The organism is Azospirillum sp. TSH20, from assembly GCF_003115935.1.
Classification (GTDB): Bacteria; Pseudomonadota; Alphaproteobacteria; order Azospirillales; family Azospirillaceae; genus Azospirillum.
Genome location: NZ_LGQU01000030.1, coordinates 1 through 24,565, shown reverse-complemented (window position 1 = coordinate 24,565; position 24,565 = coordinate 1). Strand labels below are relative to the sequence as shown.

15 protein-coding genes are annotated in these 24,565 nt (G+C 69.1%); 9 read left to right on the top strand and 6 right to left on the bottom strand.

All coding sequences use genetic code 11. The annotated features are described in order from the left end of the window. Nucleotides 1-52 precede the first annotated feature (52 nt). From TSH20_RS09100 to TSH20_RS09090, 3 genes are all read right to left on the bottom strand, one after another. Nucleotides 53-1,162, bottom strand: coding sequence for an NADH:flavin oxidoreductase/NADH oxidase (locus TSH20_RS09100; protein WP_109074424.1), 1,110 nt, complete (start codon nucleotides 1,160-1,162; stop codon nucleotides 53-55). Nucleotides 1,163-1,256: 94 nt separating this feature from the next. Further along, nucleotides 1,257-2,657 (bottom strand): M20/M25/M40 family metallo-hydrolase, encoded by a 1,401-nt coding sequence (locus tag TSH20_RS09095; protein WP_109074437.1) that lies wholly within the window; start codon nucleotides 2,655-2,657, stop codon nucleotides 1,257-1,259. Between the two features lie 181 nt (nucleotides 2,658-2,838). Continuing rightward, nucleotides 2,839-3,924, bottom strand: a complete 1,086-nt coding sequence (locus tag TSH20_RS09090) for an AAA family ATPase (RefSeq protein ID WP_282183567.1) — start codon at nucleotides 3,922-3,924, stop codon at nucleotides 2,839-2,841. 244 nt (nucleotides 3,925-4,168) lie between these two features. Between TSH20_RS09090 and TSH20_RS09085 the strand changes: the two genes are divergently transcribed. The 3 genes from TSH20_RS09085 to mmsB all read left to right on the top strand — a co-directional run bounded on the left by TSH20_RS09085 (nucleotide 4,169) and on the right by mmsB (nucleotide 8,077). Continuing rightward, a complete protein-coding gene (locus TSH20_RS09085; protein ID WP_109074422.1) occupies nucleotides 4,169-5,668 on the top strand; it encodes a CoA-acylating methylmalonate-semialdehyde dehydrogenase in 1,500 nt (499 codons plus the stop codon). A 181-nt stretch (nucleotides 5,669-5,849) separates the two neighbouring features. Beyond that, nucleotides 5,850-6,995, top strand: coding sequence for an isobutyryl-CoA dehydrogenase (locus tag TSH20_RS09075; protein WP_109074421.1), 1,146 nt, complete (start codon nucleotides 5,850-5,852; stop codon nucleotides 6,993-6,995). 191 nt (nucleotides 6,996-7,186) lie between these two features. Continuing rightward, nucleotides 7,187-8,077 carry a 3-hydroxyisobutyrate dehydrogenase gene (mmsB, locus tag TSH20_RS09070; protein WP_109074420.1) on the top strand — a complete coding sequence of 297 codons (891 nt, stop codon included), beginning with the start codon at nucleotides 7,187-7,189 and terminating at the stop codon, nucleotides 8,075-8,077. Nucleotide 8,078: 1 nt separating this feature from the next. Here mmsB and TSH20_RS09065 read toward each other — a convergent pair whose 3' ends face one another. Beyond that, complete coding sequence (locus TSH20_RS09065; protein ID WP_109074436.1) at nucleotides 8,079-8,984, bottom strand: LysR family transcriptional regulator; 906 nt, start codon at nucleotides 8,982-8,984, stop codon at nucleotides 8,079-8,081. Between the two features lie 252 nt (nucleotides 8,985-9,236). Here TSH20_RS09065 and TSH20_RS09060 point away from each other — a divergent pair, with 252 nt between their 5' ends. After that, nucleotides 9,237-9,842: a hypothetical protein gene (locus TSH20_RS09060; protein WP_109074419.1), complete on the top strand. Its 606-nt coding sequence runs from the start codon at nucleotides 9,237-9,239 to the stop codon at nucleotides 9,840-9,842. Nucleotides 9,843-9,848: 6 nt separating this feature from the next. Here the strand turns inward: TSH20_RS09060 and TSH20_RS09055 are convergent, their stop codons facing one another. Both TSH20_RS09055 and TSH20_RS09050 read right to left on the bottom strand, forming a co-directional pair. Next, nucleotides 9,849-10,586 (bottom strand): DUF3102 domain-containing protein, encoded by a 738-nt coding sequence (locus TSH20_RS09055; RefSeq protein ID WP_109074418.1) that lies wholly within the window; start codon nucleotides 10,584-10,586, stop codon nucleotides 9,849-9,851. Between the two features lie 2 nt (nucleotides 10,587-10,588). Then, a complete protein-coding gene (locus tag TSH20_RS09050; RefSeq protein WP_247871481.1) occupies nucleotides 10,589-11,341 on the bottom strand; it encodes a ParA family protein in 753 nt (250 codons plus the stop codon). A gap of 341 nt (nucleotides 11,342-11,682) precedes the next feature. Between TSH20_RS09050 and TSH20_RS09045 the strand changes: the two genes are divergently transcribed. From TSH20_RS09045 to TSH20_RS09020, 5 genes are all read left to right on the top strand, one after another. Next, nucleotides 11,683-16,998, top strand: coding sequence for a filamentous hemagglutinin N-terminal domain-containing protein (locus TSH20_RS09045; protein WP_247871480.1), 5,316 nt, complete (start codon nucleotides 11,683-11,685; stop codon nucleotides 16,996-16,998). 261 nt (nucleotides 16,999-17,259) lie between these two features. After that, nucleotides 17,260-18,564, top strand: coding sequence for a homogentisate 1,2-dioxygenase (hmgA, locus tag TSH20_RS09040; RefSeq protein WP_109074416.1), 1,305 nt, complete (start codon nucleotides 17,260-17,262; stop codon nucleotides 18,562-18,564). A gap of 126 nt (nucleotides 18,565-18,690) precedes the next feature. After that, nucleotides 18,691-19,227 (top strand): class I SAM-dependent methyltransferase, encoded by a 537-nt coding sequence (locus TSH20_RS09035; protein ID WP_199232051.1) that lies wholly within the window; start codon nucleotides 18,691-18,693, stop codon nucleotides 19,225-19,227. 135 nt (nucleotides 19,228-19,362) lie between these two features. After that, nucleotides 19,363-22,524, top strand: coding sequence for an ABC transporter transmembrane domain-containing protein (locus tag TSH20_RS09030; RefSeq protein WP_247871479.1), 3,162 nt, complete (start codon nucleotides 19,363-19,365; stop codon nucleotides 22,522-22,524). 198 nt (nucleotides 22,525-22,722) lie between these two features. Further along, the gene (locus TSH20_RS09020; RefSeq protein WP_109074415.1) at nucleotides 22,723-24,471 is read left to right on the top strand and encodes an ABC transporter ATP-binding protein; all 1,749 of its coding nucleotides are present in this window, start codon (nucleotides 22,723-22,725) and stop codon (nucleotides 24,469-24,471) included. Nucleotides 24,472-24,565: the final 94 nt, after the last annotated feature.

Sequence of the window (24,565 nt, the reverse complement as noted above, 5' to 3'; positions counted from 1 at the left end):
CCCCTCTCCCCCCGGGGAGAGGGGGATTCCTTCGTCTTAAATGTCACCAACCTCACTCCGCCGCATCAGTGGCGCGGTAACGCTCCAGCCAGTGGGCGTAGGGCGCCGGCAGCACCCAGGACGGACGCTCCTCGCCCAGTTCCTTGGCGGCGCGGTAGGGATAATGCGGGTTGGCCAGATGGGCGCGGCCGACCATCACCAGATCCAGCTGCCCGTCGGCGATTGTGCGGTTGGCGATCTTCGGCGCGTCGATGCCCCAGGCCGCCGCCACCGGCAGCTCCGCCTCGCGCCGCACCCGCTCGGCGACCGGCGCCAGGAAGGCCGGCCCCCACGGAACGCGGGCGTCGGGGGTGGAGAAGCCAACGCTGACGCTCAGCAGATCCAGCCCGCCGGCGCGGAAGTTGCGGGCGAGTTCGATCGACTCGGCCAGCGTCTCCTCGTCGCGCCCGTCATATTCGATCACGCCGAAGCGCGCGGTCAGCGGCAGGTTTTCCGGCCACACCTCGCGCACCGCCGCCAGCGTTTCCAGCAGGAAGCGGCTGCGCCCGGCAAGGTCGCCGCCATACTGGTCGGTGCGGGTGTTGGCATGGACCGAGAAGAAGCTCTGGCCGAGATAGCCGTGGGCGAAATGCAGCTCCAGCCATTTGAAGCCGGCGTCGCGGGCGCGCACGGCGGCGGCCACGAAATCGGCGCGGACGCGGGCGATGTCGTCCAGCGTCATCGCCTTCGGCACCTTCGTCAGATGATGGCCGAAGGGCACCGCCGACGGCGAGATCGTGTCCCAGCCGCGCGGGTCGCCGTCGGCGATGTGGTCGTCGCCCTCCCACGGGCGGTTGGCGCTGGCCTTGCGGCCGGCATGGCCGATCTGGATGCCGGGGACGGCGCCGGCGGCGGCGATGGAGGCGGCGATGCGCGCCATCCCGTCCGCCTGGGCGTCGTTCCACAGCCCGGTGCAGCCCGGCGTGATGCGGCCTTCCGGCGACACCGCCGTCGCCTCGACGATCACCAGACCGGCGCCGCCGCGGGCGAGGCCGGGGTAGTGGACGAGATGCCAGTCGTTGATGACGCCGTCGACGGCGCTGTACTGGCACATCGGCGGAACCGCGATGCGGTTGCGCAGGGTGACGTCCTTCAGCGTGAAGGGCGTGAACAGGGCGGACATGCGAATTCCCGTCTCGATCGTGTCGGTGGCGGCAGGAGATGAGGCGTCAGCCCACCCCTGCCGCAGATCGGGAAGATTTAGGTCCGCCCAAGCCTCAGCCAACCCGCCCGGCCGCCAAACGGCCCACTATCGCCGCATGGCTGCGGATACCGTTGCGCAGGCATTTCAACTCGAACTTCTCGTTCGGCGAATGGATGCGGTCGTCGTCCAGCCCGAAGCCGACCAGGATGGTGTCGAGCCCCAGATGCTCGCGGAACCAGCCGACGATGGGGATCGACCCGCCGCCGCCGATCAGCACGCCGTCGCGGCCCGTCGCCTCCTTCAGCCCGCCGCGCACCGCCTGCATCCACGGCGTGTCCGTCGGCACCTCGATCCCCGGCGACGAGCTGAAGCGCCGGAAGCTGACCGTGCAGTCCGCCGGCAGCCGCTCCTCGAAGAAGCGCCGGACCGACGCCTCAACCGCCGCCGGATCCTGGCCGGGCACCAGACGGCAGCTCAGCTTGCACGACGCCTTGGCCGGGATGACCGTCTTCGACCCTTCGCCGGTGTAGCCGCCCCAGATGCCGTTGATGTCGCAGGTCGGCCGGGTCCAGATGCGCTCCAGCAGCGTCCGCCCCGCCTCGCCATGGCTGCGGGTCAGGCCCAACGCGCCCAGGAACTGCGCCTCGTCCAGCGGCAGGCCGCGGATCTGCGCCCGCAGCTCGTCCGGCAGCTCGCGCACGCCGTCATAGAAGCCGTCGAAGCGCACCCGTCCGTCGGCGTCGTGGATCTGGCCCAGAATGCCGCTCAGCACGTTCAGCGGGTTGGGCACGGCGCCGCCGAACAGGCCGGAATGCAGGTCGTGGCTCGGGCCCGTAACGGTGGCTTCCAGATAGAGCAGCCCGCGCAGCCGCGTGGTGATCGCCGGGGTGTCGACGTCCCAGGCGTTGGTGTCGGTGACGAGGCAGAAATCGGCTTTCAGCTCCGCCGCATGCTCCGTCAGGAAGCGCGGCAGCGACGGGCTGCCGGTCTCCTCCTCGCCCTCCAGCAGCACGGTGGCGCGGATCGGGATGGAGCCGTGGGCGGCGTGCCAGGCCTCGAAGGCTTCCATGAAGGTCATGGTCTGGCCCTTGTCGTCGGCGGCCCCGCGCGCGACGACGCGGCGGCCCCGCTCAGCCTCGACGATCACCGGATCGAAGGGCGGGCTGGTCCACAGCTCCATGGGATCGGCGGGCTGCACGTCGTAGTGGCCGTAATAGAGCACATGCGGCGTCTCTGCGCCCTGCGGCCCCGGATGATGGGCGACCAGGATCGGATGGCCGGGCGTGTCGTGGATGGTGACGCTGAAGCCCATCGCCGTCAGCCTGTCGGAGCACCAGCGCGCGGCGCGCCGGACCTCGCCGGCATAGGCGGGATCGGTGCTGACCGAGGGAATGCGCAGCAGCTCGCAAAGCCGGCCGACCGACTCCTCGAAGGACTCGTCCACCTTGCGCAGAACGGCATCGACAGGAAGCATGACGGCCCTCTTGTTGTTGACCATGGGATCCACCTATCCCCCTCTCCCCCCGGGGAGAGGGTCGGGGTGAGGGGGGTGCATAGTGTGGATTAAGTGGGGTGCAGAGGTTCGCTACTCTTGAAGATCCTCGCCACGCGTCCCCCTCACCCTAACCCTCTCCCCGGGGGGGAGAGGGGATATCTCATCCCCCCAACCCCAGCAGCCTGCCCAAAATCGGCTGCCCCACGGCCGCCCCCAGCGCGAAGCCGCCGGCCAGCCCGATCACCAGCCCCACAAGCCCCGCCCCCATTCCGCCACCCGACCGCGCTCCCCCGCGTTCCGCCTGCCGCGCCCCATTGCCCCCGCCGCCCGGCTCGTCGCCCTCGTCGATCGACGACGCGCGCCGCGCGCTGTAGGAGGTGTCGGTCGCCTCGTGCCACGCCTGGATGCGCTCCAGCGCCGGCTTCAGCTGGGCGTCGTCGGGCGTGCTGCCGCGGCCATGGACGATCTCCCAGGCCAGCGCGGCGAAACGGCTGGTGGTCCGCCCGTCCGGCGTGAAGATCATCGCCGGCATGCGGCGGTAGGTCGCCTTCACCACGTCCACGTCATAGGGGAAGGCGGTGCGGAACATCTGCTCCGGGAACTCGTTGCGCAGCTGGGTCAGCGATTCGCGCCCGACCTCGTCGTTGGTGATCGACAGCATCAGGATGCCGGCCAGCGACAGGCTGGGGTTCAGCCCGTTCTGGATATGCTCCACCACCTGCAGGGTGCGGCGCAGCCCGTCCAGCGCATAGCGCCCCGGAAACACCGGCACGATCAGCCGGTCGGACGCCGCCAGCGCGCCGGCCGCCAGATGGCCCAGCGCCGGCGGGCAGTCGATCACGACATAGTCCGGCGGGTTGCGCGAGAAGTGCAGCGCCTTGCGCAAGCCCCGCTGCGAGCCGCCGCGGCTGTCCAGCGCATGTTCCAGCGAATAGAGCTTGCGCGCGCCGACGATCATCGACAGCCCGTCGAAGGCGGTCGGGGTGATGGCGTCCTCGACGAAGGTTTCCTTGCGCAGCAGGTCGTTGATGCCGACCTTGGCCTTGTCGCGCAGCAGGAAGTTGCTGGTGGCGCTGCTCTGCGGGTCGAAATCGATCAGCACGACGCTCTTGCCCAGCGCCGCCAGCGCCAGCGCGAGGTTCACCGAGGTGGTCGTTTTGCCGACGCCGCCCTTCTGGTTGTAGACCGACAGGATGGTCGGCTGCCGTGTCTCGGGCGTGTCGAAGACGTCTTCGTGGCTGGTCATGTTCATTCCGCTTCGCCGTTTCTGCGGCTATCCCCCGCCCCACCCCAGGAATCCCCATGGCTGGAGCGCGGGCGCACTATAAGCGTCGGGCGCGCCCAAGTCTCCCCACACGTTCGAGGGTTGCGGGCGGCCATCGGAGGGCGCTTGCCGCATTCCTGCACAACCGATGCGCAAAGTTTCGGGTCGCGCCAAAGGGCCGCTCAGGTCCACATGGTGACAAACAATCCCGAGGGAGGACAATAGGATGACCACCGAACTTCAGCACCTGATCGGCGGCAAGCTGGTTTCCGGAACGTCGGGGCGGTTCGCCGACGTCTACTCCCCGATGACCGGCGAGGTGCGCGCCCGCGTGCCGCTGGCGAGCGTGGAGGAGATGCGCGCCGCGGTCGAGAACGCCAAGCAGGCGCAGCGCGGCTGGGCCGCCACCAACCCGCAGCGCCGCGCCCGCGTGCTGATGCGCTTCCTCGACCTCGTCCAGCGCGACTATGACGAGCTGGCGCTGCTGCTGTCGCTGGAGCATGGCAAGACCATCATCGACGCCAAGGGCGACATCCAGCGCGGGCTTGAGGTGGTGGAGTTCGCCTGCGGCATCCCGCACCTGCTGAAGGGCGAGTTCACCGACGGCGCCGGCCCCGGCATCGACATCTATTCGATGCGCCAGCCGCTGGGCGTCGTCGCCGGCATCACGCCGTTCAACTTCCCGGCCATGATCCCGATGTGGAAGTTCGCCCCGGCCATCGCCTGCGGCAACGCCTTCATCCTGAAGCCGTCGGAGCGCACGCCGGGCGTGCCGGTCAAGCTGGCCGAGCTGATGCTGGAGGCCGGCCTGCCGGCGGGCATCCTCAACGTCGTCCACGGCGACAAGGTGGCGGTGGACGCCATCCTCGACGACCGCGACATCAAGGCGGTGGGCTTCGTCGGCTCCACCCCGATCGCCGAGTACATCTACAACCGCGGCTGCGCCGCCGGTAAGCGGGTGCAGTGCTTCGGCGGCGCCAAGAACCATGCGCTGGTGATGCCGGACGCCGACCTCGATCAGGCGACCGACGCCCTGATCGGCGCCGGTTACGGCGCGGCCGGCGAGCGCTGCATGGCGATCTCCGTCGTCGTCCCGGTCGGCAAGAAGACCGCCGACGCCCTGATGGAGCGTCTGATCCCGCGGGTGGAAGGCCTGAAGGTCGGCCCCTCGACCGACAGCAGCGCCGATTTCGGCCCGCTGGTGACCGCCGAGCATCTGGCGCGGGTGAAGTCCTACGTCGATCTCGGCGTCAAGGAAGGCGCCAAGCTGGCGGTCGATGGCCGCGAGTTCAAGATGCAGGGCTACGAGAACGGCTTCTACATGGGCGGCTGCCTGTTCGACGAGGTGAAGCCGGACATGCGCATCTACAAGGAGGAGATCTTCGGCCCGGTCCTCTCCGTCGTCCGCGCCGACTCCTATGAAGAGGCGCTGGCCCTGCCGAACGACCACGAGTACGGCAACGGCGTGGCGATCTTCACCCGCGACGGCGATGCCGCCCGCGACTTCGCGTCCCGTGTCGATGTCGGCATGGTCGGCATCAACGTTCCGATCCCGGTTCCGCTCGCCTACTACACCTTCGGCGGCTGGAAGCGCTCGGGCTTCGGCGACCTGAACCAGCACGGCCCCGACGCGGTGCGCTTCTACACCAAGACCAAGACCGTCACCTCCCGCTGGCCCTCGGGCGTCAAGGAAGGCGCCAGCTTCGTCATTCCGACCATGGAGTGATGGGTCCATAGCTTCCCTCTCCCGCCCCGGGAGAGGGAAGGGGCCCATGCGAAGCATGGGAAGGGTGAGGGGGACGACAAGGATCATTGCGCTTATCCTTGGATCACCCCTCACCCTCCCCACCTTACGGTGGGTCCCCTCCCTCTCCCGGGGCGGGAGAGGGCCTTGATCGAGGTGACGCATGTCCTTTGAACTGACCGAAGACCAGGTCGCCATCCGCGACATGGCGTTGTCCTTCGCCCGCGACGAGCTGGCGCCCAACGCCGTCGAGTGGGACCAGAAGAAGCATTTCCCCGTCGACACCCTGCGCGCCGCCGGAGACCTCGGCATGGGCGGCATCTATGTGTCGGAGGACCATGGCGGCTCGGCGCTCAGCCGCTTCGACGCCGTGGTGATCTTCGAGGCGCTGAGCCAGGGCTGCCCGACCATCGCCTCCTACATCTCCATCCACAACATGGTGGCGGGGATGGTCGACAATTTCGGCAGCGACGAGCAGAAGGCCCATTGGCTGCCGAAGCTCTGCACCATGGAATGGCTGGCCAGCTATTGCCTGACGGAGGCCAACGCCGGCTCCGACGCCGCGGCCCTGCGCACCAGAGCGGTGCGCGACGGCGACAGCTACATCCTGAACGGCGCCAAGCAGTTCATCTCCGGCGCCGGCAGCTCCGACCTTTACCTCGTCATGGCCCGCACCGGCGAGGACGGCCCCGGCGGCATCAGCGCCTTCCTCGTACCGAAGGACACCCCCGGCCTCTCCTTCGGCGCCAACGAGCACAAGATGGGCTGGAACGCCCAGCCGACCCGCGCCGTCATCATGGAGGACGCCCGCGTCCCCGCCTCGGCCCTGCTGGGTCAGGAGGGGATGGGCTTCAAGTTCGCCATGAAGGGTCTGGACGGCGGCCGCATCAACATCGCCGCCTGCTCCATCGGCGGCGCCCAGGCCGCGCTCGACAAGGCGCTGACCTACATGAGCGAGCGCAAGGCCTTCGGCCAGTCGCTCGACCGCTTCCAGGCGCTGCAGTTCCGCATCGCCGACATGGCGACCGAGCTTGAGGCCGCCCGCACCTTCGTCCACCGCGCCGCCTCGGCGCTGGACGCCAAGAGCAAGGACGCAACGCGCCTGTGCGCCATGGCGAAGCGCTTCGCCACCGACACCGGCTTCGAGGTGGCGAACAACGCCCTGCAGCTGTTCGGCGGCTACGGCTATCTGGCCGATTACGGCGTGGAGAAGATCGTCCGCGACCTCCGGGTCCACCAGATCCTGGAAGGCACCAACGAGATCATGCGCCTGATCGTCTCGCGCAGCGAGATCGGACGGATGGCGTAACTACGATTGATTCCCTCTCCCGCCCCGGGAGAGGGAAGGGGCCCATGCGGAGCATGGGAAGGGTGAGGGGTGATCCGGACATGGATCTTGATCCTTGGATCACCCCTCACCCTCCCCGCCTCCGGCGGGTCCCCTCCCTCTCCCGGGGCGGGAGAGGGCGATAAAAAACCAAACCAACGGGAGACGCGACGATGGCGATGATCGGTTTCATCGGATTGGGCAACATGGGCGGCCCGATGGCCGCGAACCTCGTGAAGGCGGGGCATCAGGTGGTGGGCTACGACCTGTCCACCGCCGCCATCGACGCGGCCAAGGCGGCCGGCGTCACCATCGGCGACAGCCCTGCGGCCATCGCCGCCGCGGCGGAGGTGGTCATCACCATGCTGCCGGGCGGCAAGCATGTGCTGGGCGTCTATGACGGCGACAAGGGCCTCGTCGCCGCGGTGAAGCCGGGCACGCTGCTGATCGACTGCTCCACCATCGACGTCGACTCCGCCCGCAAGGCGCATGCGCTGGCCGCCGCCAAGGGTGCCGCCTCGCTCGACGCACCGGTGTCGGGCGGCGTCGGCGGCGCTTCGGCCGGCACGCTGACCTTCATGGCCGGCGGCGAACCGGAAGCCTTCGAACGCGCCCGCCCGATCCTGGAAGCGATGGGCAAGAAGATCGTCCATTGCGGCGGCGCCGGTGCCGGTCAGGCGGCGAAGATCTGCAACAACATGATCCTCGGCATCTCGATGATCGGCGTCTGCGAGGCCTTCGTCCTGGCGGAAAAGCTCGGCCTGTCGCATCAGGCGCTGTTCGACGTGTCCTCGACCTCGTCGGGCCAGTGCTGGTCGCTGACCAGCTATTGCCCGGTCCCCGGCCCGGTGCCGGCCAGCCCGGCCAACCGCGATTACCAGCCCGGTTTCGCGGCGGCGCTGATGCTGAAGGACCTGAAGCTGGCCCAGGAAGCGGCTCAGAGCGCCGGCGCCCCCACCCCGCTGGGTGCCGCGGCGGCGCAGCTCTACGCCATGATGAACGCGCAAGGGCAAGGCGGCACCGACTTCTCCGGCATCATCCGCATGCTGCGCGGCGAAGGGTAAGTCAGGTGGCGGTTGGGGGCAGGAACAGCGCCTGCTCCCGCCGCACCAGATCGGCGATGTAGTCGGCGGTCATCGAAATCCGCGCCAGCGAGCGCAGATCCTCGTGCACGATCAGCCAGAAGGACCGGGTGATCGTCACCTCTTCCGGCAGCACCTGCACCAGATCCGGCTCACCGGCCGCGATGAAGGCGGGCAGCATGCACAGGCCGGCGCCGGCCAGCGTCGCCTTCAGCTGGGCGACGAGGCTGCTGCTCTTGATGCGCGGCGCCACCTCCCCGATCGTCTCGACATAATCCAGTTCGGGCGCGAAGATCAGGTCGTCGATATAGCCGATGAAGGAATGGCCGCGCAGGTCGGCACGGCTGCGGATCGGTGGCCGGGCGTCCAGATAGGCGGCGGTGCCGTACAGCCCCAGCCGGTAATCGGTCAGCTTCCGCGCATAGAGACGCCCTTCCTGCGGGCGCGACAGGCTGATGGCGATGTCGGCCTCGCGCTTAGACAGGCTGAAGACGCGCGGCATGGCGACCAGCTGCACCTCCAGTTCCGGATGCCGCTCACAGAGCGCCCCGATGCGCGGCGCCAGGAAACAGCTGCCGAAGCCGTCCGGCGCGCCGATCCGCACCGCACCGGCCAGCGACAGGTCGCCGTCGGCCACCATCCCCTGGGCCAGAAGCGCCGCGCTCTCCATCACCTCGGCGGTCTGTTTCAGCCGCTCGCCCTGCGGCGTCAGGGTGAATCCGCTGGGACGGCGTTCGAACAGGGTGACGCGCAGCGCGTCCTCCAGCGCGGTGATGCGGCGGCTGACCGTGGTGTGATCGGCCCGCAGGCGCTGGGCCGCCGTGGTCAGCGTGCCGGCGCGGGCCACCGCCAGGAAAAAGCGCAGGTCGTTCCAGTTGAAATCGGCCATGTCGCCGGCGCCGCCGTCCATTCTCGCTGGTGAAACAGGGGCCGAACTTTCCCATCAACCCGCCCGCCTGACAAGAGCGCCAACCCGCCCCTGCGACAACGCCGCACCCTGGAAGCGGCCCGCTGCTGAAAGTGCACGCACGGAAGGAGTACCGCGTCTCCCGGGCACCGCCCCCATTTCGCGCGGACGAAGAGGCGCGCTGATGCGTTTATCTGTTGAGAGACGCGAGCGCGACGATCGAAAGGACGGAGGATGCCGGGCGAGGGCCGGACGACGACCGGAAGCGGGACGATGATGGCGGCGGCACTCGCCGCCCTGCTTGCCCTGTCCGTTGCAGGACCGACCGCTGCGGAACCGCTGCTGCACGCGCCGGAGACCGCCAGCCCCCTGCCCTCCCCCGCTCCTCCGGAGCCGGTGGCCGCACCGCCGGGCGCCCCGGTCGCTGTCGCGGTGCAGGCGCCGAAGCGGCCGCAGACCGACGCCTTCGACTGCTGGATTCTCGACCCCAACCGGCTGGAGCGGGCGGCCGACCGCGGCCTGTGCAACGACGCCTTCGCCAGTGCACCGGAAACCGCCTCCCTGCCGGACGCCCCTCCCCCGCCGGCAGTCACGCCGCTGCGCAAGCCGAAGGCCCCGAAGCGCCACGTGCGAAGCGCCAGCCGCCAGTCCAGCCACAGCGAAGCCCACGAGATGACGACCTCCGCCGCGCGGGCGTCCCGCAATGGCGGCGGCGTCGATTTCTTCGGCAATTTCCAGCGCGACTTCAACGCGCTGACCAACCTGCTGGGCAGCGGCTCCTCCCCCGGCCGCAGCGGCAGCCGGGACGGCATCGCCTCCCACTCGTCGCACGACCATTAAAGCGGATCAGGCCTCGCCGTCCGTACCGGGGCCGATGTCCTCCGCCTCGACGTCGATGGTGACGCCGGTGCGGCCGGACCGGCCATGGTCATGCTCCGGGTCGATGCCATGGTCGCGGCGCAGCTCGTCGCGGACCTCCGCCATGCGGGCGCGCAGCCGGGCATATTCGGCCAGCAGTTGCCGACGCCGGTCGTTCGGCGTCACGTCCTTCGGCGGGCGCAGCGACCGCTTGAAGTCGATCAGCTGGCGGCGGGTCACGTCGGGACGGATCAGCCCCTGCGCCTTCGCCCGCTCCAACTCGTCCGGCGTCATGGTGACGATCTGGTAGGCGACGCTTTCCGCCCCCGGCAGCACCTCCAGCGACAGCCGGCCGGTGTCCACCGCCTCCGCCACCGCGCGGAAACGGAAGGCGGTCTCGACCGAAAACGGCATGTCGCTCTCGATCATCGCCTCGAAGTCGCCATGCGGCAGGATTTCCTTGGCGCGGTTCAGATACCGGCCGATCGACAGGAACTCCTTGCGGCTGCGGTTCCAGTGATACCGGATCTCCTGCGCGAACTCCTGCCGGGTGTGGCAGGGCACGATGGCGTCGCTGATGTCCGACGCCCGGCGGTCCGCCTTGGACGGCGCCACCGCCGTCCCTGACCGGACAGGAGTAGACGCTACCTCCGGCTTGGCCGCCGGCGGGGGAGCGGTCTTGCCCTGCTCCGCCACCTTCTTCATGAAGGACTTCACGTTGGCCATCTTCAGATCCCCAGCTCGTGCCGGATGAAGTACCAGGCGCCCAGGCATTCGTCGGCACCGTTCACCGCGCCGACATCGACGATCGAACAGCCGATGTCGTCGACCCGGTGCATGTCCTCGATGTCCGGCACCTCGTGCGGCACCAGCCGGCCGACCCGGCCCAGCTCCAGCTTCGCTTCGCGCAGGCTGACCGAGCGGCGCTTGACCCGGTTCAGCAGAAAGGCGGCCGGGCGGCCGTAATCGCGCAGGAATTCCATCCAGGGGATGACGCTCATCTTGTCGAAGCGCCCGACCCCGGTCGGCACCAGCACCAGATCGGCGCGCCGCAGCAGGATCTTGGTCGCCTCCGGATACAGCTCCACCGACGGCGGCGTGTCGATGAACACCACGTCGTAGCGGGCGGGGTCGATCTGGGCGAGCGCGGCGTCGATCTCGTCCAGCGTCCCTTCATAATGGTCGATGGCCGCCACGTCGTGCGGCCGGCGCAGTTCGTGCCATTGACCCAGCGTGCGCTGCGGATCGAAATCCAGAGTCGCCACCCGCATGCCGTCCTTGGCCGCGGCGACGGCGGTGTTCTTGCAGCTGGTGGTCTTGCCGGTACCGCCCTTCGGCGCACTGTACACCACCCAGCGCGCCGGCTTCGGCGCGACTGCCTTTACCGGCGCTCCGGCGCCCTGGGTCGCTTGCCTGCCGCTTGATTTACCTGACGATTTGCCCGCAGACTTCCTCGTGGCGACGGCGGTCGGATCGGCCATCTGTTTCCCCTGCATCGCGTGCCAGTCTACTTGATGGCCTTCTTATTAGCGGATCGGCGAACGGCTCGAAAGGGCAAAGGCGATACCTGCGCCATGGAAATAGGCCATTCCTGTACCGCAAAAACCGTTACCGGTAACGCCTGCCAATCCGTTTCCGTTACCGGTAACGCTTCTGGTGCCGGCACACGCGCAACCTCTGTTGCCGGCACGAAACATTCTGTCACCACTTTCGGGATTTCCGTGCGGCCGTCGGGTCGCTAAAATGTTTCGTATCCATTGGTTTGTGACAGCGTATTGCCTTCCCATCGGGTTTCGGGGGCGGCGAGAGGATTGGATCGGTGATGCGAGTATCAGGGGCGTTCGGCGGGACGGCGGTTCGGCGCGGCAAGGCGCGGCACCGGACAACGTTGCGCCACAGCACGGCACTGGCGGGTGCGGCCCGTTTCGCGATCGTCGCCGCGATCACCTCCCTCTCCCTGGCCCTCCCTCTGGCACTCCCGGCCTTGGCCAATCCCGAAGGCGGCGTGGTCACCGACGGCACCGCCACCATCCGGGCGACCGCCCCCGGCCGGCTCGACATCATCCAGTCGACCTCCAAGGCGGTGATCGACTGGCAGCGCTTCGGCATCCGTGAGGGCGAGCAAACCAATTTCCAGCAGCCCGACGCCGGCTCCATCACCCTCAACCGCGTCACCGGCCCCGACCCGTCGGCGATCCTGGGGCGGCTGACCGCCAACGGGCAGGTCTGGCTGGTCAACCCCAACGGCATCCTGTTCGGGCCGAACGCCCAGGTCGATGTCGGCGGGCTGCTCGCCACCACCCACGACATCCGCAACGACGACTTCATGGCCGGGCGCTACAAGTTCGAGGGCCGCGCCGGCTCCACCGCGACGGTGGAGAACGAGGGCACCATCACGGTGGCACAGGCCGGGCTGGCGGCGCTGGTCGCCCCCGGCGTCGCCAACCGCGGCACCATCCAGGCCCGGCTGGGCGAGGTGACGCTGGCGTCCGGCAAGCGCTTCGTCGTCGACCTGTTCGGCGACCAGAAGATCAACATCGCGGTGGATGCCAAGACCGACGCCCGTCCCGTCGGCGCCAACGGCAAGCCGGTGGATGCGCTGGTCAGCAACAGCGGCAAGGTCTTCGCCGACGGCGGCCGGGTGCAGATGACGGCCAGCGCCGCCAAGGGGCTGGTCGACCGCGTCGTCAACATGTCCGGCACCGTGCAGGCTCGTCGGGTGGAGCAGCAGGGCGGCGACATCGTCCTGCTCGGCGACGGCGGCGCGGTCGAGGTCTCCGGCACGCTCGACGCCCGCGGCAGCGGTGCCGCGCAAACCGGCGGCTCCGTCACCGTCTCCGGCAACCGCACGACGCTGGCGGCGTCGGCGCGCGTCAACGCCTCCGGTCCGGCCGGGGGCGGGGAGGTGCTGATCGGCGGCGACGTGCAGGGCGGCAAGGCGTCGGCCGCCACGCTGGCCGGCTACAACATCCGCCCGGCGCGCAAGCCGGTGCCGCCCTCCACCGACACCGTCGTGGCAGCGGGCGCCACCATCACCGCCGACGCCACGCAGGCGGGCAAGGGCGGCAAGGTGGTGGTGTGGGCCGACAACGCCACCCGCTTCGACGGCGCCGTCTCCGCCCGTGGCGGCACGGCCGGCGGCGACGGCGGCTTCGTCGAAACCTCCGGCAAACTGTCGCTGCATGTGCGGGGCAGGGTGGATGCAGGGGCCGGGGCAGGGCAGGGGAAGGGTGGCTCCTGGCTGCTCGACCCGACCAACATCATCGTGGCGGACACCGGCGGCACCATCACCGCCGGCACGATCCAGACCTCGCTGAACAGCGGAACCAGCGTCACGCTGCAGACCGACACGAATGGATCCGAAGACGGCGACATCACCGTCAACCAGCCCATCGTGAAGTCGTTCGGCGGCGACGCTTCGCTGACGTTGAATGCCTACCGGAATATCATCGTCAACAGCAGCATCCGGTCGGACGCCGGTGCGCTGAACCTGATCCTGAACGCTGGACACACCGGAAACCCGGACACCTATGAGGGTGCCGTTCAGATCGGCAAAGAAGGCGAAGCCATTTCGATCAACACCCGTGGCGGCTCGTTTCTGGTGGGAGGCGGGATGGATCCGTCGACCCACCCGGCAACCGGACTGTCGATCGCCGGCTACGCGTCAGGCGTCAATTTTCTCAATGCCACGGTGGACACCGGTGCCGGCTCCATCACCGTCAACGGGCAAGGTGGACGCTATGATGGTGGCGGAAACCACGGCATCGCGCTCCGCAACAGCCAATTGCTGACCAGCAGCGGGGCCATCACGCTCACCGGCACAGGTGGAACCAGCACCTGCTCGGAAGTGGGATGCGATCCCGACCTGTACACCGGCGACAACCTCGGTGTTCTGCTCGACACGGCGACGGTACAGAGCTTGAGCGGCATCGTCACGGTCACGGGCGCCGCCGGACACAACGATCAGGACTGCTACCTTGGCTGTTCTTCGGGAAATTCCTTCGGCGTTCGACTGAAAGCGTCGACGCTCGAGAGCGACAATGGCGCCATCATCGTCGCCGGTGCGGGAGGAACCGACCGAAACGAGTTCGGCTCCGGCAACGAGGCAATTCTGGTCGAGGCGTCCTCTCAATTGATCGGGCTCGGCAACACGTCGATCACCCTGACGAGCGGCGGCGGGTGGAACGACGACATCGTGCTGGACTCATCGACGGTGTCCACCCAATCGGGAGCCATCCATGTCGACGCAGCGCGTGACCTGAAAGCGTCGACCCTGGCCCTGACCGGCGGCGGCTCGACGACGCTCAAGGCAGGGAACAGCGTCTCGCTGCTGTCCTCCACCATCATTTCCTCCGGAACGCCGGTGACCGTAAACAGCGGTGCGTCCTCCGGCGGCCCGATCTTGATTACCGACGGTTCGATCACCACCAGTGGCGGCGCCATTACCCTGGGCGGCGGCAACGATCCGACGCAGGAGGCAGCCAAGGGCAATTCGGACAGCCCGGCCGGCGTGACGATCGAGAACGCCAAGCTGGAGTCCGGCGGCGGCACCATCTCCATCCGCGGCGAAGGGGCCGATTACGACAGCGAGGGCCACGGCGTCGCCATCACCGGGACCAGCGAGATTCTCTCCGGCACCGGCAAGATCGCCATCCGCGGCAAGGCGGTGTCTTACTATGGCTGGAATGCCGGCGTGCTGATCGCCACCGGCTACGACGGCAGCCCGATCATCCGCTCCAGTTCCACCGCCTCCGACGCCATCCTGATCGACGGCGACGCCACCCAGGTGGATGCCGACGAAGCCTGGGGCGTGAAGGTCCAAGGCACGGCGACGATCACCTCGTCCGGCGGCATCGCCATCATCGGCAAGGGCGGCACGTCGGCCGTCAATTACGAGGTCGCCGGCATCGGCCTCGATGCCGAAACCGACGGCAGCATCCGCATCGCCGCGGGCGGCGGAGAGGCGAGCCTTCAGGGCACCGCCGGAACCGGCGAAAAGGCGACGGCGCTGTACAGCAACGGGGACGTGGTGGTCACCAGCTCCCCGCCGCCTCCGCCGCCGCCGCCACCACCTCCCCCTCCGCCGCCGGTGACGCCCCCGGTTACACCACCGGTCACGCCGCCGATCACGGATGACCCGACCACGCCGACCACGCCGACGACCCCGACCACTCCAACCACGCCGCCGACGCCCACCACGCCCACCACCCCCGGCACCGACAGCGGAGACGGAACCGGCACGCCGACCACCGGCGGAACCGGCACGACGGACACGACCTCGCCGTCGACCGGCCAGACCGCCACGACCGGCAGCACTTCCGTGCAGACGGTGCTGCAGACGGTGGCGCAGATCGCATCCAGCCCCACGGGGACGACGGCCACCGGCTCAAGCTCGACGGCCACCGGCACCACGGCCGGCACCACAGCCGCCGTCACAACCGGTTCATCCCCCGGCTCCTCGACCACCGCGACCACCCCGCAGACCTTCCTGGCGGCGCTGGAGCAGGGGGCAGGGCAGGGGACGGCGCAAGGGACCGGGCAAGGCGGCCAGACCTCCGACGGCACCCGGCCGGCCGGCAACGGCCCGACCTCTCCGCCGCCACCGCCGCCCGCACCGGCGACGGTGGTGCTGCCGTCCGGACGCTCCGTCACCTTCACGGCGGAGGCGACGCAGGCCTACGCCTCCGGCGCCACCCTGTCGCAGCCGGGGCCGCAGCTTCTCGCCGCGCCGCAGGTGCAGGTGGCGGCCGGCACCCTCATCCAGGCGGCCGGCAGCGGCGGCATGGTCCAGGCGGTGACGAGTCTGTCGACCGGCAACCTCTCGCTGCCGGAACAGCGCGCGGTGCTGGCCAGCGTCCCCGTCCCCACCCTGATCGGCGGCCTGACCGCCAGCGGCGATCCGGTGGCGGTGCGCGTCGGCGGCATTCTGCAGAACAGCGCGTCCGGCCAGCCCGGCGGCTATGCCCAGGTGCGGGCCGCAGTGACCCAGGCCAACCTGCCGCCCCAGGTCGCCCGCACCTACCTCGCCATGGTGCAGCGGGTGGAGCGCGAACAGCGCACCCAGGTTTTCTCGGGCGCGCTGCGGCAGCTGGTGGCGAACCCGCGGGCGGCGGACATGTTCGGCCGGCCGACCGCTTCCTCGGCCCCGCCCAGCCTGCAGCAGGCGCGCGGCGGCCGCACCCGCGGCGGCAGCATGACCCTGCGCGGCATCGTCGCCGACAGCGCCAACCTCGCGGAGGCGCGGGTGAACGGCCGCTGGGTCTTCATCGACGAGAAGGGCCAGTTCCGCACCAGCATCCCGGTGGACCCAGGGGCGACCGAAGCCACCCTGACCATGACCGACGAGGCCGGCAAGACGACCGAGCAGCGCATCGCCATCGACAGCGCGGCGGCCGCCCCCGATCCCGCCGCCCCGCCGAAGCCGCGCAAGATCGCCCTGATGATCGCGGTCGACAGCTACCGCGACAGCGCCATCCCGGCCCTCTCCACGCCCGGCGCCGACATCAAGGCGGTGGCGCAGGCGCTGAACGACCATCTCGGTTACGAGACGCGGACCCTGCGCAACCCGACCAAGGCGCAGATCGGCGAGGCTCTGCGCAAGCTCGGCCGCGAGGTCGGCGAGCAGGATCAGGTGATGGTCTATTACGCCGGCCACGGCTATGAGCTGGCGGAGACCGGCACCGGCTATTGGCTGCCGGCCGATGCGGAGACGACCAGCGCCCGCAACTGGGTGTCCAACAATGACATCGGCCGCTTCCTCAGCCGCATGCCGGCCAAGCATGTGATGGTGGTGTCGGACAGCTGCTATTCCGGCGCCTTCACCAAGGAACAGAAGATCGACGCCAGCCGCCTCGCCAACGAGCAGGAGATCCGGCAGCGCCGCTCCGTCATGGCCCTGTCGTCGGGCGGCGACGAGCCGGTCGCCGACGGCGAGGTGAACTCGCCCTTCGCGGTGGCCCTGAAGAAGCGGGTGATGGCCCTGCCGAAGGACAGCAACGGCTACGCGCTCTACCAGGAAGTCCGCCAGGACGTGACCAGCGAGGCGCCGCAGACCCCGCAATATGGCGTGATCCGCACCGCCGGCTACGACGAAGGCGGCGACTTCATCCTCGACCTGCCCGATCGCGCGATGAATTGAGATGGGGATTCTCCCTCTCCCCCCCGGGGAGAGGGTCGGGGTGAGGGGGATGCGTGGCGAGGATCTTCAAGCACCGCGCACTCTCCGCTCCCTACTAAATCCTCTCTGTGCATCCCCCTCACCCTAACCCTCTCCCCGGGGGGGAGAGGGGATCTCTACATTTTCCTCTGGCGTATAGTTTCAGAAGAAACTATATGAGCGACAAATGGTCGCGCCCGGTGCCCAGGCCGGCCGCATCCCCCGGAACAGGGAGCAGCCCGCATGACGTCCCCCGCCTTCACCTACCAGTCCGGCTTCGGCAACGAGTTCGCGACGGAGGCGCTGCCCGGCGCCTTGCCCGTCGGCCGCAACTCGCCGCAGCGCCCGCCCTACGGCCTCTATGCCGAACAGATCAGCGGCACCGCCTTTACAGCACCCCGCGCCCACAACCGCCGCTCCTGGCTCTACCGCATCCGCCCGGCGGTCGTGCACGAACCCTTCCGCCCGCTGGAGTCCGGCCGCCTGACCAGCCGCTTCGACGAGGTGCCGGCCCCGCCGACCCAACTGCGCTGGAACCCGCCGGCGATGCCCGACACGCCGACCGACTTCGTCGCCGGCCTCACCACCATGGGCGGCAATGGCGGGCCGCAGGCGCAGACCGGCTGCGGCATCCATCTCTACACCGCCAACCGGTCGATGCAGGGCCGCTTCTTCTACGATGCCGACGGCGAGCTGCTGATCGTGCCGCAGCAGGGCCGCCTGCGCCTCTACACCGAGCTTGGCGTGCTGGAGGTCGAGCCGCAGGAGATCGCCCTGATCCCCCGTGGCCTGCGCTTCCGCGTCGAACTGCCGGACGGCACGGCGCGCGGCTATGTCTGCGAGAATTTCGGCGCGCCCTTCCGCCTGCCGGACCTCGGCCCCATCGGCTCCAACGGGCTGGCCAACCCGCGCGACTTCCTGACGCCCGATGCCTGGTACGAGGATGTCGACGGCGACTTCGAACTGGTGGCGAAGTTCGACGGCGCCCTGTGGACCGCCCGCATCGGCCATTCGCCGCTGGACGTGGTGGCCTGGCACGGCAACCACGCCCCTTGCAAATACGACCTGCGCCGCTTCAACACCATCGGCTCGATCAGCTTCGACCATCCCGACCCGTCCATCTTCCTGGTGCTGCAATCGCCCAGCGACACACCCGGCGTCGACAGCATCGACTTCGTCATCTTCCCGCCGCGCTGGCTGGTGCAGGAGGACACCTTCCGCCCGCCCTGGTTCCACCGCAACATCGCCAGCGAGTTCATGGGCCTGATCGTTGGGGTCTACGACGCGAAGGAGGAGGGCTTCCTGCCCGGCGGCGCCTCCCTGCACAACTGCATGAGCGGCCACGGCCCCGATGCGGAGACCTTCGCCAAGGCCACCGCCGCCGACACCGCCCGGCCGCAGCGGGTCGGCGACACCATGGCCTTCATGTTCGAAACCCGCGCCGTCATCCGTCCGACGCGGCACGCACTGGAAACTGCCGAGCTTCAGCACGATTATTACCGCTGCTGGCAGGGGCTGGCGAAGCGCTTCGACCCGAACCGGCCATAAGCCGGCCGGAAGTCAGGGAAGCCGCACCCGCCGGACCCGACCATGCGACAATTTGTCTCGACGGCGCGCACGCAGCCTTTCAAACTGCGTCGTGCCGTTCGGGCGCTTGGCAAGGGGAGGGGGCCGATGGCGGCCGATGTTGGTATTGGTGCGATCGGGAATGCCGTAGAAAGCCGGTCGCTGCTCGACCGGATGATCGACCGGATGACGGTGCAGCGCGACGCGCTGGCCTGGGCGCAGCGCGCGGTCGCCGGGCGCGACGGCATGGTGCTGGAGGTGGGCTTGGGCAAGGGCCGCACCTTCGACCATCTGCGCCACCTGTTCCCGCCGCGCGACATCCTGGTCTTCGACATGTGGGTGCGCGTGCCGCCGGAGCTGACGCCGGACGAGGACCGCCTGTTCGTCGGCGATTTCCAGGAAACCATGCCGGCCGCCGCCGAGCGTTTCGGCCGCTGCGCCCGGCTGGCCCATGCCGATTTCGGCAGCACCGACCGCAACCATGACGCCAAACAGGCGGCGTGGCTGGCGCCGCTGATCGACGCGCTGATGCTGCCCGGCGGCGTCGTGCTGTCCGACCGTCCGCTGGAGCGCCCCAACTGGACGCCGCTGCCCCTGCCGCTCGACGATCGCTGGAGCTACTACGCCTGGAAGGTGGAAAGCTGAGCGGGCGGTAATGGAGAAAGCGGCAGCGGAAAAAGCACCGATGGAAAATGGCCCGGCCCACGCCAATCTTCCGTCCTTCATCCCCCCGCGCGTGACCCCTGCGGCCCTGACCGGCCGTGACGCTGAAGGCCATTGATGGACCGCAACATATTTCAGTTCATTTGGAAGCACAGTGGACGCCAGCAGATCCTGCTCGCCCTGTTGACGGTCGCGTCCTTCCCGGTGCTCTACGCCTCGCTTGAACTGCCGAAGATCATCATCAACCGGGCCTTGTCCGATCCCCAGCCGGTGCGCGAGATCCTCGGCATGTCCATGGGGCCGGTGACCTACCTGCTGGTGCTGTGCTTCACCTTCCTGGCGCTGGTGCTGGCCAACGGCGCCTTCAAGATGCGGATCAACACCTTCAAGGGCGTGGTCGGCGAACGGCAGGTGCGGCGCCTGCGCTTCATGCTGCTGGACCGCATGCTGCGCTTCCCGCTGCCGCATTTCTCAAAGGTCAGCCAGGGAGAGCTGATCTCCACCATCTCGGCGGAAACCGAACCGCTGGCCGGCTTCATCGGCGATTCCTTCGCACAGCCGCTCTACCAGGGCGGCACGATGCTCACCATCCTGCTGTTCCTGTTCATCCAGCAGCCGACCATCGGCCTCGTCTCGGTCGCGCTGATCCCGGTGCAGGCCTACATCATCCCCAAGCTTCAGATGAAGGTGAAGCTGCTGGGCAAGGAGCGGGTGCGCAAGGTCCGCCAGCTGTCCGAACGCATCGGCGAAAGCGTGGAGAACGTCCGCGAGGTCCGCGTCAACGGCACCGTCCGCTACGTGATGGCGGAATTCTCCCAATATCTCGGCAGCATCTACTGGATCAGGCTGGAGATCTACAAGCGCAAGTATTTCGTCAAGTTCCTGAACAACTTCATCAACCAGATCACCCCGTTCTTCCTGTTCTCCATCGGCGGTTATCTGGTTCTGCACGGGAACATGTCCATCGGCGCGCTGGTGGCGGCACTCTCCGCCTTCAAGGACCTGACCGCCCCCTGGAAGGAGCTGCTCGACTATTACCAGAACATGATCGACGCCCAGATCAAGTACGAGCAGATCGCCGACCAGTTCTCGCCTCCCTTCCTGTTCGAGTGGACGCCGCCGACGCCCGCCACGCCCCCCGACCTCAAGGCCCCCTTGCGGCTGGAGGCGGTGACCTGGGCCAACGAATATGGCGACCGCATGCTGCAGCGCCTGTCGCTGGAGGTGCCGCCGGGCTCGCTGGTCGGCATCGCCGGCACCAACGCGCTGGCGCTGCGCCGTCTGGCCGAGGTGCTGGTGCGGCTGTCGCCGCCGACCTCCGGCCGGATCACCATCGGCGACCAGTCGCTGGACGCCATTCCGCTGGAGCTGCTGGGCCGCCGCATGGCCTATGCCAGCCCGGAACCGCGCATGTTCACCGGCAGCATGATGCAGAACATCACCTACGGTCTGCGCCACCGCCCACCGGCCGACGATCCGGACAGCATGTCGCCCGCCCGCCGACGCGAGATCGTGGAGGCCCAGGCGTCGGGCAACTCCACCGACAGCATGGAGGGGATCTGGACCGACTTCGCCATGATCGGCGCCACTGACTGGACCAGCCTGCGTCCCTGGTTCATGCAGTGTCTGGCGGCAACCGGCGGCGAGACCGCCGTCTACCAGCGCGGCCTGCGCGAGGTGTTCGACCCCGACGACTATCCCTTCGTCGCCCAGCCGCTGCTGCGCGCCCGCCACTGGCTGCGCGACGCCATCACCGAACGCGGGATGGACAAGCTGCTGGCCCGGTTCGAACGCGACTGCTTCAACCCCTACGCCAGCCTTGCCGAGAACATGCTGTTCGGCCTGCCGGACGGCAAGCGGCTGACGGTCGCCCGCATGGTCTGCAACCCGACCGTCCGCGAGTTGATGGAAACATACGGGCTGTGGGACTCCGCCGTCCGCATCGGCCGCCGTTTCGCCCTGCGGGTGGTCGGCGTCTACCGCGACAGCGACGACGGCGACGTCATGATCATGCGCTACCCGCACATCGACGACGCCCTGTTCGAAGAGCTGGTGGAGGCGGTCACCCGGCTGAAGCGCCGCTCCGAACGGCCGCAGCGCCGCCATCAGGAGGCGGACACCCTGCTGTTCGCCACCATGTTCCTGATGATCGTGCCCAAGCGCGATGGCATGGACTTCGTGCCCCCGGCGGAGCGCGAGGCGATCCTGGCGATCCGCCGCAGCCTGCTGAACGACATGCCGTACGAGCTGCGCGACAAGGTCGCCGTCTTCGATCCCGACCTCTACCACCCGCGCCTGAACGTGATGGACAACCTTCTGTTCGGCCGCATCACGACGGAGGATCCGCGCGCCATCACCCAGCTGCGGGCCTTGGTGGACGAGGCGCTGGAGCGGACCGACGCGCGCGCCTTCGTGCTGATCCTGGTGGCGCTGGGCGAGGTCGGCATCGGCGGCTCGCTGCTGCCGATCAGCGTGCGCCAGCGGGTGCAGCTGATCCGCGGCCTGATGAAGAAGCCCGACATCTTCGTGATCTATCAGGCGCTCAACAGCTACGATCCGGAGGAACGGCTGCGCATCTTCCTCGCCATGAAGGAGTTGCTGCCGACCATGACGCTGATCGTGCTGGAGGAGCGGATTTCCGACAACCCGGCCTTCGACGCGCTCTACGACCTGGAGGACGGCCGGCTGGTCCGGCGCGGCCAGAATGGCGCCGACCATGACGAGGACACCATGCCGGGCGAGGCGGAGGAGACCGACGAGCCGGCCCTGCGCCTGCTGTCGCGCTCCCCCGTCTTCTCCGACCTGCCGGAAACGGTGCTGCGCCGCCTGCTGACGGCGTCGGAATGGCGCACGGTGGCGGCCGGCGATTTCATCTACCGCAGCGGCGAACCGTCGGAATTCACCTTCGTCCTTGCGGAAGGGGAGGCGGAGCTGGTGCGGCTGATGCCCGACAACCAGCCGCCGCTGCACATCGCCTACATCAAGCCGCCCGAGGTGATTGGCGATCTGGAGCTGCTGGCCGGCGTGCGGCGTTTCTCCACCATCCGCGCCCGCACCGACCTGCGTCTGCTGCGGCTGGACGGGGCGAACATGCTGCGGCTGCTGTCGTCGGTGCCGGATTTGCCGCTGCGGGTGATCCAGCAGGTCGGCAAGCGCCTGACCAGCGAAGCGCCGGCCGTCCCGCCTCCGCCTCCGCCTCCGGCCCAGGCGCCGCTCCCGTCGCCCGACGCCCAAGCGGCCGAAACCAGCGACAACAGTGAATCCGCAACGCAAGCATGATGGAATGGATGCGATGGGGCTGAGGCGCAAGGCATCCCCTCTCCCCCCCGGGGAGAGGGTTAGGGTGAGGGGGATGCATGGCGTGGCCATCCCGAGAATCCTCGCTGTGCGCCCCCCTCACCCCGACCCTCTCCCCAGGGGGGAGAGGGGGTTTGGCCCCCGGTCATCCCGATACGCGATTGCACTGGAGACGCCAAGATGCTGACTGTCGAGGGCCTGACGATCCGCTTCCGCAACGCCCCCCGTCCGGTGGTCGACGGCGTCGGCTTCTCCATCGGCGCCGGCCAGAGCGTCGCGCTGGTCGGCGAGTCCGGATCAGGCAAGACGCTGACCTGCCGCAGCATCCTCGGCATCCTGCCGCGCGGGGCGACGGTCACCGGCGGCTCGATCCTGTTCGGCCAGGGTGCCGAGGCGGTCGATCTGCTGCGCCTGCCGGCATCCCGCCTGCGCGACATCCGCGGCAGCCGCATCTCGATGATCTTCCAGGAACCGATGAGCGCGCTGTCGCCGCTCCACACCATCGGCGACCAGACGATCGAGGTGCTGCGGCTGCACGGCAACTGCAACCGGGCCGGCGCGCGGGAACGCTGCCTCGCCATGTTCGAGCGGGTGGGCTTCCCCGATCCGGTGCGCGCCTTCCGCTCCTATCCGTTCCAGCTGTCGGGCGGCCTGCGCCAGCGCGCGATGATCGCCATGGCGATGGTCGCCCGCCCGCAACTGCTGATCGCCGACGAGCCGACCACCGCGCTCGACGTCACCCTGCAGGCCCAGGTGCTGGCCCTCATCAAGGAGCTGCAGGGCGAGACCGGCATGGCGGTGCTGCTGGTCACCCACGATCTGGGGGTGGTCGCCAACATGGCCGACGCCGTGGTGGTGATGCGCGCCGGCCGGGTCATGGAATCGGGGGCTTGCGCCGACGTTCTCGGCCGGCCGCTGCACGGCTACACCCGCAAGCTGATGGCCGCCGCCCCCTCCATCCCCGCGATGACCTGCGCGCCGCCGGGCGAGGACGTGCGCGACGCCATCCTGGAATTCCACGGCGTCGCCAAGACCTACGAGCGCGGCAACCTGCGTATCCGCGCGCTGGACGGCGTCGACCTGTCGGTCGGCCGCGGCGAGACGCTGGCCATCGTCGGCGAGTCAGGATCAGGCAAGACGACGCTGGCGCGGCTGGCCATGCTGGCGGAGCGGCCGGATCCCGGTGGCCGCCTGCTGTTCCGCGCCTCCGCCGGGCAACCGCCGCTCGACCTCCTTTCCGCCACCGGGCCGGAGCTGACCGCCTACCGCCGCCGTGCCCAGATGGTGTTCCAGGATCCCTATGCCTCCCTCAGTCCCCGCATGAGCGTCGGCGAGATCATCGCGGAGCCGCTGGCGATCCACGGCGTCTGCGGTCGCGGCGAGGGGCGGGAGCGGGTGCGGGCGCTGATGGCGCAGGTCGGCCTCGACCCCGCCTGGGCCAACCGCTATCCCCACGCCTTCTCCGGCGGCCAGCGCCAGCGCATCGGCATCGCCCGCGCCCTGGCGCTCGACCCGCAACTGCTGATCTGCGACGAGCCGACCTCGGCGCTCGACGTGTCGGTGCAGGCGCAGGTGCTCGACCTGCTGGAATCGATCAAGCAGCGGTTGGGCCTCAGCCTGATGTTCATCTCGCACGATCTGGCGGTGGTGGCGCGGCTGGCCGACCGTGTCGCGGTGATGCGCGCCGGCCGGGTGATGGAGGAGGCGCCGCCGGCCCTGCTGTTCTCCGCCCCGCTGCACCCCTACACCCGCGCGCTGATCGCCGCCTCGCCGGAACCGGACGTCGACCGTCCGATCGACATCGCCACCGTGGCCTTGGGCGCCGGCCGCCCCGACCTGTGGCCCGAACCCTTCCGCCCCACCCCCGACGGCGCGCCCCCTCCCCTGGTGGAAGCCGCGCCCGGGCATTTCGTGAGGAGGGCGGCATGAGAACGTCCCCAGGCATCCTGCGCGACAAGCGCCCTCTCCCGCCCCGGGAGAGGGGGGGGCCCCGCCGCTTCGCGGCGGGGTGGGGGAGGGGGAT

Excerpts from the sequence above, each read along its gene's own strand:
- TSH20_RS09100 (WP_109074424.1), bottom strand. The coding sequence starts at position 1,162 with ATGTCCGCCCTGTTCACGCCCTTCACGCTGAAGGACGTCACCCTGCGC.
- TSH20_RS09095 (WP_109074437.1), bottom strand. The coding sequence starts at position 2,657 with ATGCTTCCTGTCGATGCCGTTCTGCGCAAGGTGGACGAGTCCTTCGAG.
- TSH20_RS09090 (WP_282183567.1), bottom strand. The coding sequence starts at position 3,924 with ATGACCAGCCACGAAGACGTCTTCGACACGCCCGAGACACGGCAGCCG.
- TSH20_RS09085 (WP_109074422.1), top strand. The coding sequence starts at position 4,169 with ATGACCACCGAACTTCAGCACCTGATCGGCGGCAAGCTGGTTTCCGGA.
- TSH20_RS09075 (WP_109074421.1), top strand. The coding sequence starts at position 5,850 with ATGTCCTTTGAACTGACCGAAGACCAGGTCGCCATCCGCGACATGGCG.
- mmsB (WP_109074420.1), top strand. The coding sequence starts at position 7,187 with ATGGCGATGATCGGTTTCATCGGATTGGGCAACATGGGCGGCCCGATG.
- TSH20_RS09065 (WP_109074436.1), bottom strand. The coding sequence starts at position 8,984 with ATGGCCGATTTCAACTGGAACGACCTGCGCTTTTTCCTGGCGGTGGCC.
- TSH20_RS09060 (WP_109074419.1), top strand. The coding sequence starts at position 9,237 with ATGCCGGGCGAGGGCCGGACGACGACCGGAAGCGGGACGATGATGGCG.
- TSH20_RS09055 (WP_109074418.1), bottom strand. The coding sequence starts at position 10,586 with ATGGCCAACGTGAAGTCCTTCATGAAGAAGGTGGCGGAGCAGGGCAAG.
- TSH20_RS09050 (WP_247871481.1), bottom strand. The coding sequence starts at position 11,341 with ATGGCCGATCCGACCGCCGTCGCCACGAGGAAGTCTGCGGGCAAATCG.
- TSH20_RS09045 (WP_247871480.1), top strand. The coding sequence starts at position 11,683 with ATGCGAGTATCAGGGGCGTTCGGCGGGACGGCGGTTCGGCGCGGCAAG.
- hmgA (WP_109074416.1), top strand. The coding sequence starts at position 17,260 with ATGACGTCCCCCGCCTTCACCTACCAGTCCGGCTTCGGCAACGAGTTC.
- TSH20_RS09035 (WP_199232051.1), top strand. The coding sequence starts at position 18,691 with ATGGCGGCCGATGTTGGTATTGGTGCGATCGGGAATGCCGTAGAAAGC.
- TSH20_RS09030 (WP_247871479.1), top strand. The coding sequence starts at position 19,363 with ATGGACCGCAACATATTTCAGTTCATTTGGAAGCACAGTGGACGCCAG.
- TSH20_RS09020 (WP_109074415.1), top strand. The coding sequence starts at position 22,723 with ATGCTGACTGTCGAGGGCCTGACGATCCGCTTCCGCAACGCCCCCCGT.